General features: G+C 69.0%; 12 protein-coding genes. 9 read left to right on the top strand and 3 right to left on the bottom strand.

The genetic code is table 11. The features are described from left to right. Positions 1 to 35 precede the first annotated feature (35 nt). On the bottom strand, positions 36 to 1,820 hold the full coding sequence (locus LUX31_RS13680) for an ABC transporter substrate-binding protein (protein ID WP_235475052.1): 1,785 nt from the start codon (positions 1,818 to 1,820) through the stop codon (positions 36 to 38). Between the two features lie 76 nt (positions 1,821 to 1,896). Beyond that, complete coding sequence (locus LUX31_RS13675; protein ID WP_443045956.1) at positions 1,897 to 2,925, bottom strand: ABC transporter permease; 1,029 nt, start codon at positions 2,923 to 2,925, stop codon at positions 1,897 to 1,899. A 267-nt stretch (positions 2,926 to 3,192) separates the two neighbouring features. On the opposite strand from LUX31_RS13675, the gene LUX31_RS13670 reads away from it, so the two are divergent. Genes LUX31_RS13670 through LUX31_RS13650 form a run of 5 tightly spaced genes read left to right on the top strand, consistent with a single transcriptional unit; the run spans position 3,193 to position 8,863 of the window. Further along, positions 3,193 to 4,836, top strand: a complete 1,644-nt coding sequence (locus tag LUX31_RS13670; RefSeq protein WP_235475051.1) for a peptide ABC transporter substrate-binding protein — start codon at positions 3,193 to 3,195, stop codon at positions 4,834 to 4,836. 54 nt (positions 4,837 to 4,890) lie between these two features. After that, the gene (locus LUX31_RS13665) at positions 4,891 to 5,814 is read left to right on the top strand and encodes an ABC transporter permease (RefSeq protein ID WP_235475050.1); all 924 of its coding nucleotides are present in this window, start codon (positions 4,891 to 4,893) and stop codon (positions 5,812 to 5,814) included. After that, entirely contained in the window at positions 5,807 to 6,796 is a 990-nt protein-coding gene (locus LUX31_RS13660; RefSeq protein ID WP_235475049.1) for an ABC transporter permease, read from the top strand. The genes LUX31_RS13665 and LUX31_RS13660 overlap by 8 nt, the downstream gene beginning before the upstream one ends. 8 nt (positions 6,797 to 6,804) lie before the next feature. Next, positions 6,805 to 7,788, top strand: coding sequence for an ABC transporter ATP-binding protein (locus tag LUX31_RS13655; RefSeq protein WP_235475048.1), 984 nt, complete (start codon positions 6,805 to 6,807; stop codon positions 7,786 to 7,788). Beyond that, entirely contained in the window at positions 7,772 to 8,863 is a 1,092-nt protein-coding gene (locus LUX31_RS13650; RefSeq protein WP_235475047.1) for an ABC transporter ATP-binding protein, read from the top strand. The genes LUX31_RS13655 and LUX31_RS13650 overlap by 17 nt, the downstream gene beginning before the upstream one ends. Positions 8,864 to 9,022: 159 nt before the next feature. On the opposite strand, the gene LUX31_RS13645 is transcribed toward LUX31_RS13650, so the two are convergent. Further along, positions 9,023 to 11,143: a S9 family peptidase gene (locus LUX31_RS13645; protein WP_235475046.1), complete on the bottom strand. Its 2,121-nt coding sequence runs from the start codon at positions 11,141 to 11,143 to the stop codon at positions 9,023 to 9,025. A gap of 176 nt (positions 11,144 to 11,319) precedes the next feature. Here LUX31_RS13645 and LUX31_RS13640 point away from each other — a divergent pair, with 176 nt between their 5' ends. The 4 genes from LUX31_RS13640 (at position 11,320) to LUX31_RS13625 (ending at position 15,837) form a co-directional block, all read left to right on the top strand. Beyond that, positions 11,320 to 11,514 carry a hypothetical protein gene (locus LUX31_RS13640; RefSeq protein WP_006375723.1) on the top strand — a complete coding sequence of 65 codons (195 nt, stop codon included), beginning with the start codon at positions 11,320 to 11,322 and terminating at the stop codon, positions 11,512 to 11,514. Positions 11,515 to 11,731: 217 nt separating this feature from the next. Then, positions 11,732 to 12,622, top strand: coding sequence for an N-acetyl-1-D-myo-inositol-2-amino-2-deoxy-alpha-D-glucopyranoside deacetylase (gene mshB, locus LUX31_RS13635; protein WP_235475045.1), 891 nt, complete (start codon positions 11,732 to 11,734; stop codon positions 12,620 to 12,622). Then, on the top strand, positions 12,619 to 13,086 hold the full coding sequence (locus LUX31_RS13630; RefSeq protein WP_235475044.1) for a DUF6113 family protein: 468 nt from the start codon (positions 12,619 to 12,621) through the stop codon (positions 13,084 to 13,086). The genes mshB and LUX31_RS13630 overlap by 4 nt, the downstream gene beginning before the upstream one ends. A 264-nt stretch (positions 13,087 to 13,350) precedes the next feature. Continuing rightward, positions 13,351 to 15,837 (top strand): hypothetical protein, encoded by a 2,487-nt coding sequence (locus LUX31_RS13625; protein WP_235475043.1) that lies wholly within the window; start codon positions 13,351 to 13,353, stop codon positions 15,835 to 15,837. Positions 15,838 to 15,854 lie beyond the last annotated feature (17 nt).

The raw sequence follows: 15,854 nt of genomic DNA, 5'->3' as shown, positions 1-15,854 counted from the left end.
CGACCAGCCCCCACCGGCCCGCAGCAAAGTACGACCTACGACTTGGCGTACAGCTTGTAGAGGACGAACGACGAGTTCAGTGGGTCGTACTCAGTACCACCCACCTTGCTGCCGTACAGATAGAACCGCCGCTGATAAGTCTCCGGAATGATCGGCGCCTCCTTCTCCATCAGCTCCTTGTCCAGCGCCGCCCACGCCGCGTTCGCCTTCGTCTGGTCGGTCAAGGCCGCAGCCTTGTCGATGGCGGCGTCGACCCAACTCACCTTCAGCTGCGAGACGTTGTTCGCCCCGTTGGCGATCGTCCGGCCGTCGAAGAGCGGCTGGATCATCGTGTAGCCGGTGGGCCAGTCCGGGGACCAGCCGAACCACATCACGTCGAAGGAGTTGTCGATCTGCTGGACCTGGTCGTAGTAGCTGGTCGACTCGACCGGCTTCACGACCGGGTCGAAGCCCGCCTCCTTGAGGGCGTTGGCGATGACGACCTTCGTCTTCTCGTAGGCGTCGTTGCCGCCCTGCGGGTAGGTGTAGACGATCTTCTGGCCGAGCTTGCCGGCCTCCTTGAGCAGCGCCTTGGCCTTCGCGGTGTCGCCCTGCGGCTTGGTCAGCTTGCCGTAGATGTCGAACTTGACCCGGCCGGCCATGTCCGGGCCGAGGATCGTGGTCGCGTAGTCACCGGCGGACGGGCCGCCGTAGATCGTCCGGATCTGTTGCAACGGCCAGGCGTAGTTGAGCGCCTGACGGACCTTCAGGTCGGTGATCCGCTTGCAGTTGATGGCGTAGTAGTACAGGCCCGTCAGCAGTCCGTCGACGGTACGGCTCTTCAGCGCGGGCGTCGTCAGCACCTTCTGGATGCGCTCGGCGGGCACCCCGCTGTACGCCATCACCGCGTACTGGTCGGTCCCGGAGTCGGCGATCAGCCGGTCGGTGGTCTGGAGTGCCTCGGGGCCGAACTCGAAGGTGAACGAGTCCGGGTAGGCGTTGCGGATCGGGTCGGTCGCCGGGTCCCAGTGGGTGTTGCGGACCATCGTCAGCGACTTGTCGACGGAGTGCTGGGAGAGCCGGTAGGGCCCGCAGGAGAACGGGTCCTTGTCGTACTTCTCCTTGGTGTCGTGCTTCGCGGACACCGCTCCGTACGACTGCATCGCCAGCGTCCAGTTGAGGTCCGGGCGGGCCGTCTTGAGGTGGAAGGTGATCGTCTTCTTCGCGGTGTCCGTGACGACCGAGTCGAGGTGCTTGCCGTCGTACGGGCCCTTGTAGACCGAGCGGAAGTCGTTGCTGCCGGTCAGCGCGGCCTGGAGGTAGGTGGCGCCCTCGGTGGTGAAGCTGGCGAAGCCGCGCTCGATGCCGTGCCGTACGTCCTCGACGGTCAGCTCGCTGCCGTCCTCCCACTTCAGCCCGTCCTTCAGGGTGAAGGTCCAGGTCTTGCCGCCGTCCGCCATCGTGCCGGTGTCGGTGGCGAGGTCGCCGACGAGCTTCATCGCGCCGCCGTCGATGCGGTAGCCGGTGAGACAGCGGATGTAGAGGTTGCCGACCTCGGAGTTCCACGAGTAGTAGATGCGCTGCGGGTCGAGGTGCGAGAAGTCCTGCGGGCCGATCGGCCGGATCGTGCCGCCCTTCTTCGCGCCCGGGATCGCCGGCGCGGGCCCCGTGGAGTCCTCCTTGGTCCCGATGGTGACCGACGAGTACTTGTTGGTCCCGGCCGCGCCGCCCCCCGACGTACCGCCACCGCCTCCCCCACCGCTGCTGCACGCGGACAGGACCATGGAGCCGCCGGCGGCCACCGAGGTGGCGATGACGAAGTTTCTGCGGGAGAGAGACATGGGGTGTCCTGCCTGAATCAAGGAGAAGGGGTGTGTCTTCTGGGAGGGCCGGTGCGGGCGGCGAAGGGCGCTCGGGTCAGCGCCTCGTCTTCGGGTCCAGTGCGTCGCGCACGGAGTCGCCGAGGAGGTTGAAGGCGATCACGAAGATCACCATCGACAGGCCGGGGAAGAGCATGTACGTGATGTCGTTCTGGTAGACCTGCGCCCCGCGCTGGATCATCACGCCCCAGTCGGGCGTGGGGTCGCTGAGCCCGACCCCGAGGAAGGCGAGCGCCGCCTCCGTGGTGACGTACATGGGCAGCGCGAGGGTCGCCTGGATGAGGACCGGGGTCCACAGGTTCGGCAGCAGCTCCCTGAAGATGATCCGGGCCGGGGAGGCCCCGGTGACCTTGGCGGACTCCACGAACTCCCGCTCGCGCAGGGCGAGCACCTCACCGCGCAGCAGCCGGGCGATGGGCGCCCAGCCGAACGCGGTCATCACGGAGATGAGGCTGACGACGGTCAGCCAGGTCGGGGTGTTCTCCTCCGGTGACACGAAGATCGAGATCATCACCGGCCAGAAGGCGATGAAGAACAGCGTGGAGGGGAACGCCAGCAGGATGTCGATGACCCGGCCGACGAAGCCGTCGATCCGCCCGCCCATGTAGCCGGCCGTGACACCGACGACGATGCCGAGCAGGGTGACCAGCACGGTCGTCACCGTGGCGATGAGCAGCGAGTTGCGGATGCCGTACAGCAGCAGGGTGAAGACGTCCCGGCCGAGCTGCGGCTCGACGCCGAACCAGAAGTCGCCGCTGATACCGCCGTTGGGTCTGATCGGGAAACCGAACTCGTTGAGCAGCCCGGTGCCGTTCTGGCCGTACGTCGTGTACGGGTCCTTGCCGTAGACCTTGGCGATCAGCGGGGCGGCGACGCCCGCGACGAAGAACAGCACGACCACGACGGCCGAGACGAGCCCGGTCCGGTCGCGCCGGAAGCGCAGCCAGGCGATCCGCCCCGGCGAACGGCCGGTGCCGCCACGGGCCGGCGCGGTGGGCGTCGGCGGTTCGGCACCGGAATCGGCCGCCACCCGGGGTGCGGTGGCGGAAGGCGTAGACGAGGTCACATTGGGGACTTTTCTGCGCCGGTTCAGTCGCCGTCAATGTTTTGTTGACGCCTTTGATCTGGACTTTTGCCCTTTGACCCGGGGGAGGGGTGCCACTTGGTTCAGCTTTGGACGGCCATGACCAAAGAGGGATCAAAGAGGGACCGGAGAGGGAGGGAGACCCGTACGGGCCGCCCAGGCGTGCGCTATGGGTGCTGTGCACCGATATTGACCGATAACGGTGCAGCGCACCGAAACGGTATGGCGCACTGAAACAGGAGGCACTCCATGCGTGGAGCCACGCACGTCCGATGGGCCGCATGTGCGGTGGCGGTGGCCCTCGCGGCGACCGCCTGCGGGGGCGACGACAGCGACGGCGGCGGCAGTGGCAGCGCTGACGGCTCCGGAGTGCTCAGCTCCTCCTGGGGCGACCCGCAGAACCCGCTGGAGCCCGCCAACACCAACGAGGTGCAGGGCGGCAAGGTCCTCGACATGGTCTTCCGCGGACTGAAGCGGTACGACGCCAAGACGGGCCAGGCCACCGACATGATGGCCGAGAGCATCGAGACGACCGACTCCCAGAACTTCACGATCACCATCAAGGACGGCTGGAAGTTCAGCAACGGCGAGGCCGTCACCGCGAAGTCGTTCGTCGACGCCTGGAACTACGGCGCCAGCCTCAAGAACAACCAGAAGAACGCCTACTTCTTCGGCTACATCGACGGCTACGACAAGGCCCACCCCGAGGACGGCAGCAAGCAGACCGCCGAGACCCTCTCCGGGCTCAGGGTGACCGGCACCAACACCTTCACCGTCAAGCTCAACCAGAAGTTCTCGACGTTCCCCGACACCCTCGGCTACTCGGCCTTCTCGCCGCTGCCCCAGTCCTTCTTCACGGACCACGCGGCCTGGCTGAGCAAGCCCGTCGGCAACGGCCCGTACATGATCGACTCGTACACCAAGGGCTCCCAGATGTCCCTGCGCAAGTGGGACGCCTACTCGGGCACCGACAAGGCGCAGAACGGCGGCGTCGACCTCAAGGTCTACACCGACAACAACACCGCCTACACCGACCTGATGGCCGGCAACCTCGACCTCGTCGACGACGTGCCCGCCTCCCAGCTCACGAACGTCAAGGCCGACCTCGGCGACCGGTACATCAACACGCCCGCCGGCATCATCCAGACCCTCGCCTTCCCTTTCTACGACAAGGACTGGGACAAGGCGGGCATGGAGAAGGTCCGCACCGGCCTCTCCCGGGCGATCAACCGCGAGCAGATCACCGAGACGATCTTCCAGAAGACCCGCACCCCCGCCACCGACTGGACCTCACCCGTCCTCGGCGAGGAGGGCGGCTACAAGGAAGGCCTGTGCGGCGACGCCTGCGAGTACGACCCCGAGGAGGCCAAGAAGCTCATCGAGGAGGGCGGCGGCTTCCCCGGCGGCCAGGTCAAGATCTCGTACAACGCGGACACCGGCTCGCACAAGCAGTGGGTCGACGCGGTCTGCAACAGCGTCAACAACGCGCTCGACAACGACAAGGCCTGCGTCGCCAACCCGGTCGGCACCTTCGCCGACTTCCGCAACCAGATCACCCAGTCCAAGATGTCGGGCCCGTTCCGCGCGGGCTGGCAGATGGACTACCCGCTGATCCAGAACTTCCTCCAGCCGCTCTACTACACCAACGCCTCCTCCAACGACGGCAAGTGGACCAACAAGGAGTTCGACAAGCTGGTCAACGAGGCCAACGCCGAGACCGACCAGGCCAAGGCCGTCGAGCTGTTCCAGCAGGCCGAGGAGGTCCTGCGGGACGACATGGGCGCCATCCCGCTCTGGTACCAGAACGGCAGCGCCGGCTACTCGGAACGCCTCTCGGACGTGGCCCTGAACCCGTTCAGCCTGCCCGTGTACAGCGAGATCAAGGTCAGCTGAGCCGTCGGGGGCGGGCTTCCAGGAGCGTCCGCCCCCACTACCTCCGGAGCCCTCATGGGACGGTACGTGATCCGGCGTCTGCTGCAGATGATCCCGGTCTTCATCGGCGCCACCCTGCTGATCTTCCTGATGGTGAACGTGATGGGCGACCCCATCGCGGGCCTCTGCGGCGACCGGCAGTGCGACCCGGCCACGGCCGCCCAGCTCAGGAAGGAGTTCGGCCTCGACAAGCCCGTCTGGCAGCAATACCTGACCTACATGGGCAACGTCTTCACCGGCGACTTCGGCACCGCCTTCAACGGCCAGGAGGTCACCGAGCTGATGTCGACGGCGTTCCCCGTTACCATCCGGCTCACGATCGTGGCGATCTTCTTCGAGATCGTCATCGGCATCACCCTGGGCGTGATCACCGGCCTGCGCCGGGGCAAGCCGGTCGACACGAGCGTCCTCCTGGTCACCCTGGTCGTCATCTCGGTCCCGACCTTCGTCACCGGTCTGCTGCTCCAGCTGCTGCTGGGCGTCGAGTGGGCCTGGATCAAACCGTCGGTGTCGACGGACGCAACCTTCAGCGAACTGATCGTCCCGGGCCTGGTCCTGGCCTCGGTCTCACTGGCGTACGTGACCCGTCTGACCCGCACCTCGATCGCGGAGAACAGACGCTCCGACTACGTCCGTACAGCCGTCGCCAAGGGACTCCCGCGCCGCCGGGTGATCACCCGCCACCTGCTCCGCAACTCACTCATCCCCGTGGTCACCTTCATCGGCACGGACATCGGCGCGCTGATGGGCGGCGCGATCGTCACCGAGCGGATCTTCAACATCCACGGCGTCGGCTACCAGCTCTACCAGGGCATTCTCCGCCAGAACACCCAGACGGTCGTCGGCTTCGTGACCGTCCTCGTCCTCGTCTTCCTGGTCGCCAACCTGCTCGTCGACCTCCTGTACGCCGTACTCGACCCGAGGATCCGCTATGCCTGAACCCCAGTCCACGGGCGCGACCGGCGCATCCGAGGGTGCCATGGCGGCGACCGGCATGGGCGGAGCCATGGACCTCGCGATGAGCGAGGCGGAGACGCTGGAGAAGCGCCCGGAGAACAACGGCGGCCCGGCCGACAAACCCCGTTCCCTCTGGTCGGACGCCTGGCACGACCTGCGCCGCAACCCCGTCTTCATCATCGCCGGGCTGGTCATCCTCTTCCTGGTCGTCATCTCCATCTGGCCCTCGGCGATCGCCTCCGGCAACCCCCTCAAGTGCGACCTCGCCAACGCCCAGAAGGGTTCCAGCCCCGGCCATCCCTTCGGATACGACGGCCAGGGCTGCGACGTCTACACGCGCACGGTCTACGGCGCCCGTACGTCCGTCACGGTCGGCGTCTGCGCCACGCTCGGGGTCGCCATCCTCGGGTCCGTCCTCGGCGGGCTCGCCGGTTTCTTCGGCGGGATCTGGGACTCGGTGCTCTCCCGGATCACGGACGTGTTCTTCGCGATCCCCGTCGTCCTCGGCGGCCTCGTCCTGCTCTCCGTGGTGACCAGCTCGACGGTCTGGCCGGTCATCGGGTTCATGGTGCTGCTCGGCTGGCCGCAGATCTCCCGTATCGCCCGCGGCTCGGTCATCACCGCCAAACAGAACGACTACGTCCAGGCCGCCCGCGCCCTCGGCGCCTCCAACTCCCGCATGCTGCTACGGCACATCACGCCCAACGCGGTGGCCCCGGTGATCGTCGTGGCGACCATCGCGCTCGGTACGTACATCGCCCTGGAGGCGACCCTGTCGTACCTGGGCGTGGGCCTGAAGCCCCCGACGGTCTCCTGGGGCATCGACATCAGCGCGGCCTCCCCGTTCATCCGCAACGCCCCGCACGCCCTCCTCTGGCCCTCCGGAGCGCTCGCGGTCACCGTCCTCGCGTTCATCATGCTCGGCGACGCGGTGCGCGACGCCCTCGATCCGAAGCTGAGGTGACCGGCGCCATGCTCCTCGAAGTACGCGACCTGCACGTGGAGTTCAGAACCCGGGACGGGGTCGCCAAGGCCGTCAACGGCGTCACCTACAGCGTGGACGCGGGCGAGACGCTGGCCGTGCTCGGCGAGTCCGGCTCAGGCAAGTCGGTCACGGCCCAGGCGGTCATGGGCATCCTCGACATCCCGCCCGGAAGGATCACCGGCGGCGAAGTCCTGTTCCAGGGCCAGGACTTGCTCACCTTCAAGGAGGAGGAGCGCCGCAAGGTCCGGGGCGCCCAGATGGCGATGATCTTCCAGGACGCGCTGTCGTCCCTCAACCCCGTGCTCAGCGTGGGCGACCAGCTCGGCGAGATGTTCACGGTCCACCGAGGAATGTCCCGAAAGGACGCCCGCACCAAGGCGGTTGAGCTGATGGACCGGGTCCGCATCCCTGCCGCCGCCCAGCGCGTACGGGACTATCCGCACCAGTTCTCCGGAGGCATGCGCCAGCGCATCATGATCGCCATGGCGCTGGCCCTGGAACCGGCCCTGATCATCGCCGACGAACCGACGACGGCCCTCGACGTGACTGTCCAGGCCCAAGTCATGGATCTGCTGGCCGAGTTGCAGCGCGAGCTGAACATGGGCCTGATCCTCATCACCCACGACCTCGGGGTTGTCGCGGACGTCGCCGACAAGATCGCCGTCATGTACGCGGGCCGGATCGTCGAGTCGGCGCCGGTCCACGACATCTACAAGGCGCCCGCCCACCCGTACACCAAGGGCCTGTTGGAGTCGATCCCGCGCCTCGACCAGAAGGGCCGCGAGCTGTACGCCATCAAGGGCCTCCCGCCGAACCTGATGAACATCCCGCCGGGCTGCGCCTTCAACCCGCGCTGCCCGATGGCCCAGGACATCTGCCGTACGGAGGTACCGCCGTTGGCGGAGGTCGACGAGGACCGCAGAAGCGCCTGCTTCTTCTGGAGGGAGACGCTCGATGCCCACAACCACTAAGACTGCCGAGCCGATCCTCGAAGTGAGCGGGCTGGTCAAGCACTACCCGCTCACCCAGGGCATCCTCTTCAAGAAGCAGGTCGGCGCGGTCCGGGCGGTCGACGGCGTCGACTTCGCGCTCGGCGCGGGCGAAACCCTGGGCATCGTGGGGGAGTCGGGCTGCGGCAAGTCGACGGTCGCCAAGATGCTGGTCAACCTGGAGAAGCCGACGGCCGGGACGATCAAGTACAAGGGCGAGGACATCACCAGGATGTCGGGCCGCGCCCTGAAGGCCGTACGCCGGAACATCCAGATGGTCTTCCAGGACCCGTACACCTCCCTCAACCCCCGGATGACGGTCGGCGACATCATCGGGGAGCCGTACGAGATCCACCCCGAGGTGGCGCCCAAGGGGGACCGTCGGCAGAAGGTCCAGGACCTGCTGGACGTGGTCGGTCTCAACCCCGAGTACATCAACCGCTATCCGCACCAGTTCTCCGGCGGCCAGCGCCAACGCATCGGTATCGCACGGGGGTTGGCGCTGCGCCCCGAGATCATCGTCGCGGACGAACCGGTGTCGGCGCTCGACGTGTCGGTGCAGGCGCAGGTGATCAACCTGATGGACCGCCTCCAGAGCGAGTTCGGGCTCGCGTACATCTTCATCGCGCACGATCTGTCGATCGTGCGGCACATCTCCGACCGGGTGGGGGTCATGTATCTCGGGCGGATCGTGGAGATCGGCCGGGACGCCGAGATCTACGACCACCCGACGCACCCCTACACGCAGGCACTCCTCTCCGCGGTGCCCGTCCCCGACCCCGAGGCCCGCGAGCACCGGGAGCGGATCATCCTCACCGGTGACGTGCCCTCCCCGACGAACATCCCCTCCGGCTGCCGCTTCCGCACCCGCTGCTGGAAGGCCCAGGAACGGTGCGCCCTGGAGGTGCCGCTGCTGGCGGTGCCTGCGGAGTTCCGGCTGACGACGGGGCCGGCGGCGCATGACTCGGCGTGTCATTTCGCGGAGGAGAAGCAGGTGGTGCCGGTCGAGGAGCCGCCGACGGATGCTGTGGACGATCATGCGGACGGGTTGAAATAGCAGCATAAGTACGCACGAAACGCGTTAACACGCAGGCAACTTGGCCGACCCGATCTCGATATATGGACAAGCCACTCTGAGGAACGTACGGCCGTGCGGGTGCCGTAAACGGGCTGGGGCTCGCCATGTAGCCCCAGCCCGTTGCCGTGCCCGGCCTGCCTAGTGGGTCAGCCTCAACGCCCGCTTCAGGAAGTCCACCTGAAGCAGCAGCAGGTTCTCCGCGACCTGTTCCTGCGGGGTCATGTGCGTGACGCCCGACAGGGGAAGCACCTCGTGCGGGCGGCCTGCGGCCAGCAGGGCCGAGGACAGTCGCAGGGCGTGGGCGAATACGACGTTGTCGTCGGCGGTGCCGTGCACGACCATCAGGGGGCGGTGCGGCTCGGCGGGAGCGGACAGCCCCTGGTCCGTCACGAGGGAGCTGTTGGCGTACGCCTCGGGGGCCGCGCCCGGGTCGCCGAGATACCGCTCCGTGTAGTGCGTGTCGTACAGCCGCCAGTCCGTCACCGGGGCGCCCGCGATGCCCGCGTGGAAGACGTCGGGCCGGCGCAGCACGGCAAGACCCGCGAGCCAACCGCCGTACGACCAGCCCCGGATGGCCACCCGGGAGAGATCCAGGGGGTGGCGCTCGGCGAGGTCGTGCAGGGCCTCGACCTGGTCGTCCAGGGAGACGGTGAAGTCCCCGTGGACCGCCTTCTCCCAGGCCGGCGAGCGCCCCGGAGTCCCTCGCCCGTCGGCCACGACCACCGCGAAACCCTGGTCGGCGAACCACTGCGAGGTGAGGTGGGCGTTGTGCGCGGCGACCACTCGGGGGCCGTGCGGACCGCCGTAGGGGTCCATGAGGACGGGGAGGGGAGTGACCCCGTCGTAGTCGTTCGGCATAAGCAGGGCGCATGGAATTCGGCGTGCGCCCCCCTGGGTCAGAGTGATGCGCGGGGACAAACCGGGATCTTCGGCGTACGAGGTGACAGTCGCGGCACGCTTCCCGTCGCGCAGCACCTGCACCTGGGCCCCCGGCCGGTCCGGCACCGCCGAGACGAGTACGGTCACGCCCCCGGCGCGAACCGCCGAGTGCACGCCGGGCTCTTGCGAGACGCGCTCCAGCCCGAGTTCGTTCACTCGATAGACGTGCACCTCGCCGATCTCGGTACCGGCGGCCTCCTCCCCGGCCGACGCCGACACGAGCACGTCATCGGCGGAGACGTCCAGCACCGCCCGTACGTGCAACTGCGCCCCGGTGAGCGGCCGTTCCCCGACGGCGAGCACGCGCGCGCCACCCTCGTCGGCGATGCGCACGAGCTGTCCGGAGGGGCTCCAGCACGGCACGCCAGGGAAAAGATCAAGCCAATGTGGATCTTCCTCCGCGTGCACCATCCGGGTCGCCCCCGTGTCCGGGTCCACCGCCAGGAAGAGCTGCCCGCGCTGGTCCCGCGACTGCACGAGAATCAGCGGCGCACCGGCCGCTGACCAGTGCACACGCGCCAGATACGGATACTTCTCGCGATCCCAGACAACCTCCGTGCGCACGCCCTCAAGGCTGATTACGAAGAGCCGCACCTCGGCGTTCGGAGTGCCCGCCGCCGGATACGCGACCCGCTGCGGCTCGCGTTCCGGATGCGCAGGATCGGAGATCCACCAGCGGCTGACGGGCGAGTCGTCGGCCCGCGCGACGAGCAACCGGTCCGACTCGGGGGACCACCAGAACCCGCGCGAACGGGCCATTTCCTCGGCCGCGATGAACTCGGCGAGCCCGTAGGTCACGGTCTCCGACTCGGGCTCGGCGAGCGCGAGAGTCTGCTCACCGGCGAGGTCGGCGAGGTGCAGAGCACCGCCCACGACGTAGGCGACGAGCCGTCCGTCGGGGGAGGGCCGGGGATCGATGACGGACCCCGGAACGGGGATCTCCCGCACGGTCCCGGCTTGCAGCTCGGCCACGAAAAGCCGCCCGGACAGAGCGAAGGCGGCCAGTTCGACGGCGGAGTCGGTGGCGTAACCGACGATCCCCGCACCCCCCTCACGGCTCCGCTCCCGGCGCGCCCGCTCCTCGGCGGACAGCTCCTCGTCGGCCCCGCCGAGAAGCGCGAGCGGGTCGGCGGCGAGGCGCTCCCCACCGTCGGGGAGGTCGAGCACCCACAGCTTGTTGGCCCGGTCCGTACCGGAGGATGACCGCAGGTAGGCGACCCGTGAACCGTCGGGCGCCACGGTGAACGCGCGGGGTGCGCCGAGGGTGAATCGCTGGGTGCGGGCGTGCCGGCGGGGGAAGGAGACAGGCTCGGTCGTCATGCCCCGACCATATTGGCCATGCGCCCCCTTGTGCGGCCGTGCGCCGACCGATGCGCGCGGACGAATAGTTATGATCACTGGCGGCAAGTGGGTATGAACCTGCTGGCCACTGTATGGATTTACTGCCCCCATAGTCCGACCCCCCGCGTCCCTGGGCCCCTTGGAGGTGAGCCGCCGTGGCACTCTCGATTTCGGCGGTCGTGCTGCTGGCGATCATCGTCTTCTTGCTGATCAAGAAGTCAGGACTCAAGGGAGGCCATGCGGTCGTGTGCATGCTCCTGGGGTTCTACATGGCCTCGTCGACCTTCGCCCCGACGATCAGCGACCTGACGACAAGCATCGCGGGCATGATCGGCGACCTCAAGTTCTGATCTGCGTCTGCTGAGTGGCACCGGTAGGTGGGCCGCTGGCGGGTTCCGGAGGGCTCCGGAAGGTGCGCGACCGGAGCCCGAGCCCGGCGGACGTGTCCGGTGAGACGCCGGCCGAGGAGTTCGTCACGATCCCGACGACCGGCCTGCCGCGCTACCGGGACGGGGACTCCTAGGAGGGCGCCGCAGGTCAGTCCCCCGGGCCTCGTAGGGTGGGCCCATGACGGAACTGCCCGACCGGCGTCTGCTTCTGGTGCATGCGCATCCGGATGACGAGTCGATCAACAACGGCGCGACCATGGCCAGGTATGCGGCCGAGGGCGCCCTGGTGACGCTGGTCACCTGCACCCTCGGTGAGCGTGGCGAGGTCATTCCGCCCGAGCTTGCCCATCTCGACGGTGCCGCGCTGGGGGAGTACCGGCTCGGGGAGCTGGGCGCTGCCATGCGTGCCCTCGGTGTCGACGATCACCGGTTGCTCGGCGGAGTCGGGCGGTTCGGGGACTCCGGGATGATGGGGCTTGCCGACAACGACGATCCTGGTTGTTTCTGGCAGGCGGATCTCGACGAGGCCGCCGGGTACCTCGTCGAGGTGATCCTCGAAGTCCGGCCCCAGGTTGTGGTGACGTACGACCCGGACGGGGGGTACGGGCACCCCGATCACATCCAGGCCCACCGCGTCGCCACGCGTGCCGTGGAACTGGCCGACGAGGCGGGCTGGAGCGTCCCCAAGGTCTACTGGAACCGTGTGCCCCGGCCGGTCGCCGAGGAGGGGTTCGCGCGGTTGCGGGAGGCGCTGCCCGGGTTGTCGTTCCCCAAGGCCGGTGTCGTCGACGACGTACCGGGGGTTGTGGAGGACGACCGGATCACCACTTTTGTCGACGGCACCGCCTACGGCTCCGCCAAGGCCGCCGCCATGCGTGCCCATGCCACCCAGATCGAGGTGGCCGAGCCCTGGTTCGCCCTCTCCAACCAGCAGGCCCAGCCGCTCTTCACCGATGAGTACTACGAGTTGGTGCGAGGTGAGCGCGGTGGGGGTGGTGAGCGTACTTCTGTACGTGAGACCGATCTGTTCGACGGGATCGCAGTGACTGCGGAGGGTGGTGCGCGATGAGTGCGAACGGGAAGGCACCCGCGGGCGGAGCGCGCGGGAAGGCGGTAACCGGGGCGGCGGGCGGTGGGAGTCTGTTGGCTCAGCCGCTTGTCGGGCCCTCTCTCGGGCGTTCGGTGGCCTATCTGGGGCTCTTCGTCCTTGGGGCCGTGGTAGGGGCCGCGGGCGGGCTTGTGCAGGCCGCCTGGTTCCCGGGTGGGCTACTGCTCGCCCTCGGTGGAGCGGCCGGGCTGTTTCTCGGTGGGGCGCGTGCCGTCGGGAGTCGCGCCGGGGCGGTCGCGCCGGCGGCCGGGTGGATGGTCTCCGTCATCCTGCTCACCGCGAGCCGTCCGGAGGGGGACTTCCTGTTCGCCGCGGGAGTCGGCTCGTACCTCTTCCTCCTCGGAGGGATGGCTGTCGCTGTGATGTGCGCCACCCTCGGTCAGGGGCGGCAACCGGACGGCTCCGCCGTCCGACTTGGCAAGTGACAGGCCTTACAGATGCCCTCCACGCAGGTTTGCCGCGCGGTGTCCGCACCGGTCGACCAAGCCGACCTGCTTTTCTGCTGGGGGTCCGGGGGTTATCCCCCGGAAAGATGCAGCACTTCGCCGCCGCTACCGCGTGGGGGTCCCGTGATGGTTTCCCCGGCGGTCGTGGGATACGCGCCAGGAGTGGCCAGTATGGTGGTGCGCGCCGCCGAGCTGCCCGCGTGAGGTCGCGTCGGGCGGCGGAGCCAACCGGGAGAACCTGCCTTGAGTCGTGAAACTGACAGTCCGTCCTCCGGGCCCAACGGGCGCGGGGGTGCCGCCTACCCCTCGGGGACACCGCCGTACGGCACGCCCATGGCGTCCGACGGCGGTACGGACGCGGGCCGTTCGGCCGCGGAGCCCGACGGGCCCAAGACCGAGACCACGCTGACGACCCGGATCCGGATCAACATCCCCGGATCCCGGCCCATTCCGCCGGTCGTCGTCCGGACGCCCGTCGCGGACGCCGAGTCCCCGTCGTACTCGCCCTCCGAGGAGACCGGGTCCCACGCGCTGCCGAGGACGGGCGGCGGAGGCGACGGCAGAACGTCGGGCGCCGCCGCGTCCAACGGCGCCGCCGCGCCGTCCGCCGAAACCCCGGCCCCGGCCGGGGAGAAGACCAGCGACTGGTTCGCGCCGCGCAAGTCCGGTGCGCCCAAGGGCGGTCCGGGCGGCGGTGCGAGCAACGGAGCCGGTCTGCCCGGTGGTTCGGGTCCCGCGCCCGGTGGTGCTCGTCCGGGCGGTCCCAACGGCAGCGGTCCGGCGGGCGCTTCCCGTCCCGGTGGCCCCAACGGCGGTAGTCCCACGGGGTCTTCGCGTCCCGGTCTGGGTGTCATGGGCGCCGCGGGCAACGCGGGCGGCCCACGCGCCGCCGGTGGCGGTACGAAGGGTGCCGGGCTCCCCGGTGCGACCGGCGCCGGTCCCGTGGCGCCGGGGCACGGTGGCGGCACCGGTTCCTTCGACGTGTCCGCGCTGGCGGCCGGGGCGGGCCCGCTGAGCACGTCCCCCTACCCGCCGGCCGGCGGGTCCGGGGCTGGTCCCCGGGCCGCCGACGGCCGAGGTGAGCCGCGCCGCGACGACCTGCCGTACTTCGCGGAGAACGGGCAGGGCGGGCAGAACGGGCAAGGCGGGCATGGCCCTCAGGGCGGCGGGCCCAACGGCCAGGTCGGCGGCCCCAATGGTCAGGTCGGCGGTTCCAACGGGCAGCCCGGTGGCTTCGGGCCCCAGCACGACTTCGCCGCCCAGAACGACTTCACGGCACCCAACGACTTCGGCGACTTCGGTGCCGCCCAGGCCGACTTCGGCGGCCCGAACGGTCCGAACGGCCAGAACGGCTTCGGACCCGGCGGTCCCGGCGGCCCGGGCGGACGCGGCCCCGCAGGCCCGACCGGCGGTCCCGTCACCGGCGACGGCCCGGTCGTCCCGCCCGTCAGCGGCGGCCCGTCCGGCGCACCCGGTGTCCCCGGCACGGGACGCCTCGGCGGCGGCCTCAGCGACGACACCGCGATCCTCACCCCGCAGAAGCAGGCCCCCGAACCGGGCGCCGACGGCTACGGCGGCTACGGCGGCTCCGTGGACAACGTCTCCAGCTCCACCCTCACCAGCGGCATGCCCGTCGTCCCGGCCGACCGGAACTCCCCGAACTCCCCGTTCGGGCCGGGCACGCACCCCGACGGCCCGCTTCCGCACACCCCGCCGAAGCTGCCCGAGCCGGTGTCGCCGAGCGCGCCCGCCGCTGCCGCGCCCAAGGGCAAGAAGGCGAAGAAGAAGGGCCGCAGCAAGCTGACGCTGCTCATCGTCGCCGTCTTCTTCATCGCCGGAGCCGTGTACGGCGCCGGGCTGCTGATGAACCACTCCGACGTGCCCAAGGGCACCACCGTGTTCGGCGTCGACATCGGCGGCGGCACCCGCGACGACGCCGTCAAGAAGCTCGACGACGCCTTCGACGACCGGATGACCCAGGCGCTGAAGCTGTCCGTCGACGGCAAGACGGTCGAGCTGAAGCCGGACCAGGCCGGGCTCCAGTTCGACACCCAGGCCACGGTCCGGGCCGCCGCCGTCAGCGACTACAACCCGGTGTCGGTGATCGGCTCGCTCTTCGGGCAGCAGCGGGTCGTCGAACCCGTCATGCCGGTCGACGAGGAGAAGCTGACCGCCGCGCTCCAGCGGGTGGCCGGCGGAACCGGCTCGGCCAGCGACGGCACGATCAAGTTCGAGTCGGGCAAGGCCGTCGCCGTCTACGGCAAGGCGGGCAAGGGCATCGACGCCGCCGCTGCCGCCGAGTCCGTCGAGAACGCCTACCACAGCCAGGTGGAGAGCGGCACGAGTACGCCGGTCCAGGTCCCCACCAAGACCCAGGAACCGACGATCTCGAACGCCGAGGTCGACCGCATGATGAAGGCGTTCGCCACCCCGGCGATGTCCGCCAACGTCATCGTCCGCGTCGGCACCGGCGCGCCGGAGGTGGAGTTCAGCCCGCAGAACTCCCTGTGGAAGTTCCTCCAGGTGAAGCCGCTCAACGGCAAGCTGGTCGAGTCGTACGACAAGGCCGCGCTGAAGGAGTTGTACGGGGGTACGTTCGATCAGGTTCTGATCGCTCGTGGCAACGGCAACAAGACGCCGGTGACTGTCGAGGACGTGATCGGTGCGATGCGTCCGGCGCTGGTCAGCACGACTAATCGGGTCGGGGTCATCGAGACCGACCCGAGCTGAAGGCTCCGCCGGGTACG

It is taken from the genome of Streptomyces sp. GQFP, from assembly GCF_021545335.1.
Taxonomy (GTDB): domain Bacteria; phylum Actinomycetota; class Actinomycetes; order Streptomycetales; family Streptomycetaceae; genus Streptomyces.
The sequence above is the reverse complement of the archived record's forward strand: the minus strand, read 5'-3'. Positions and strand labels throughout refer to the sequence as shown.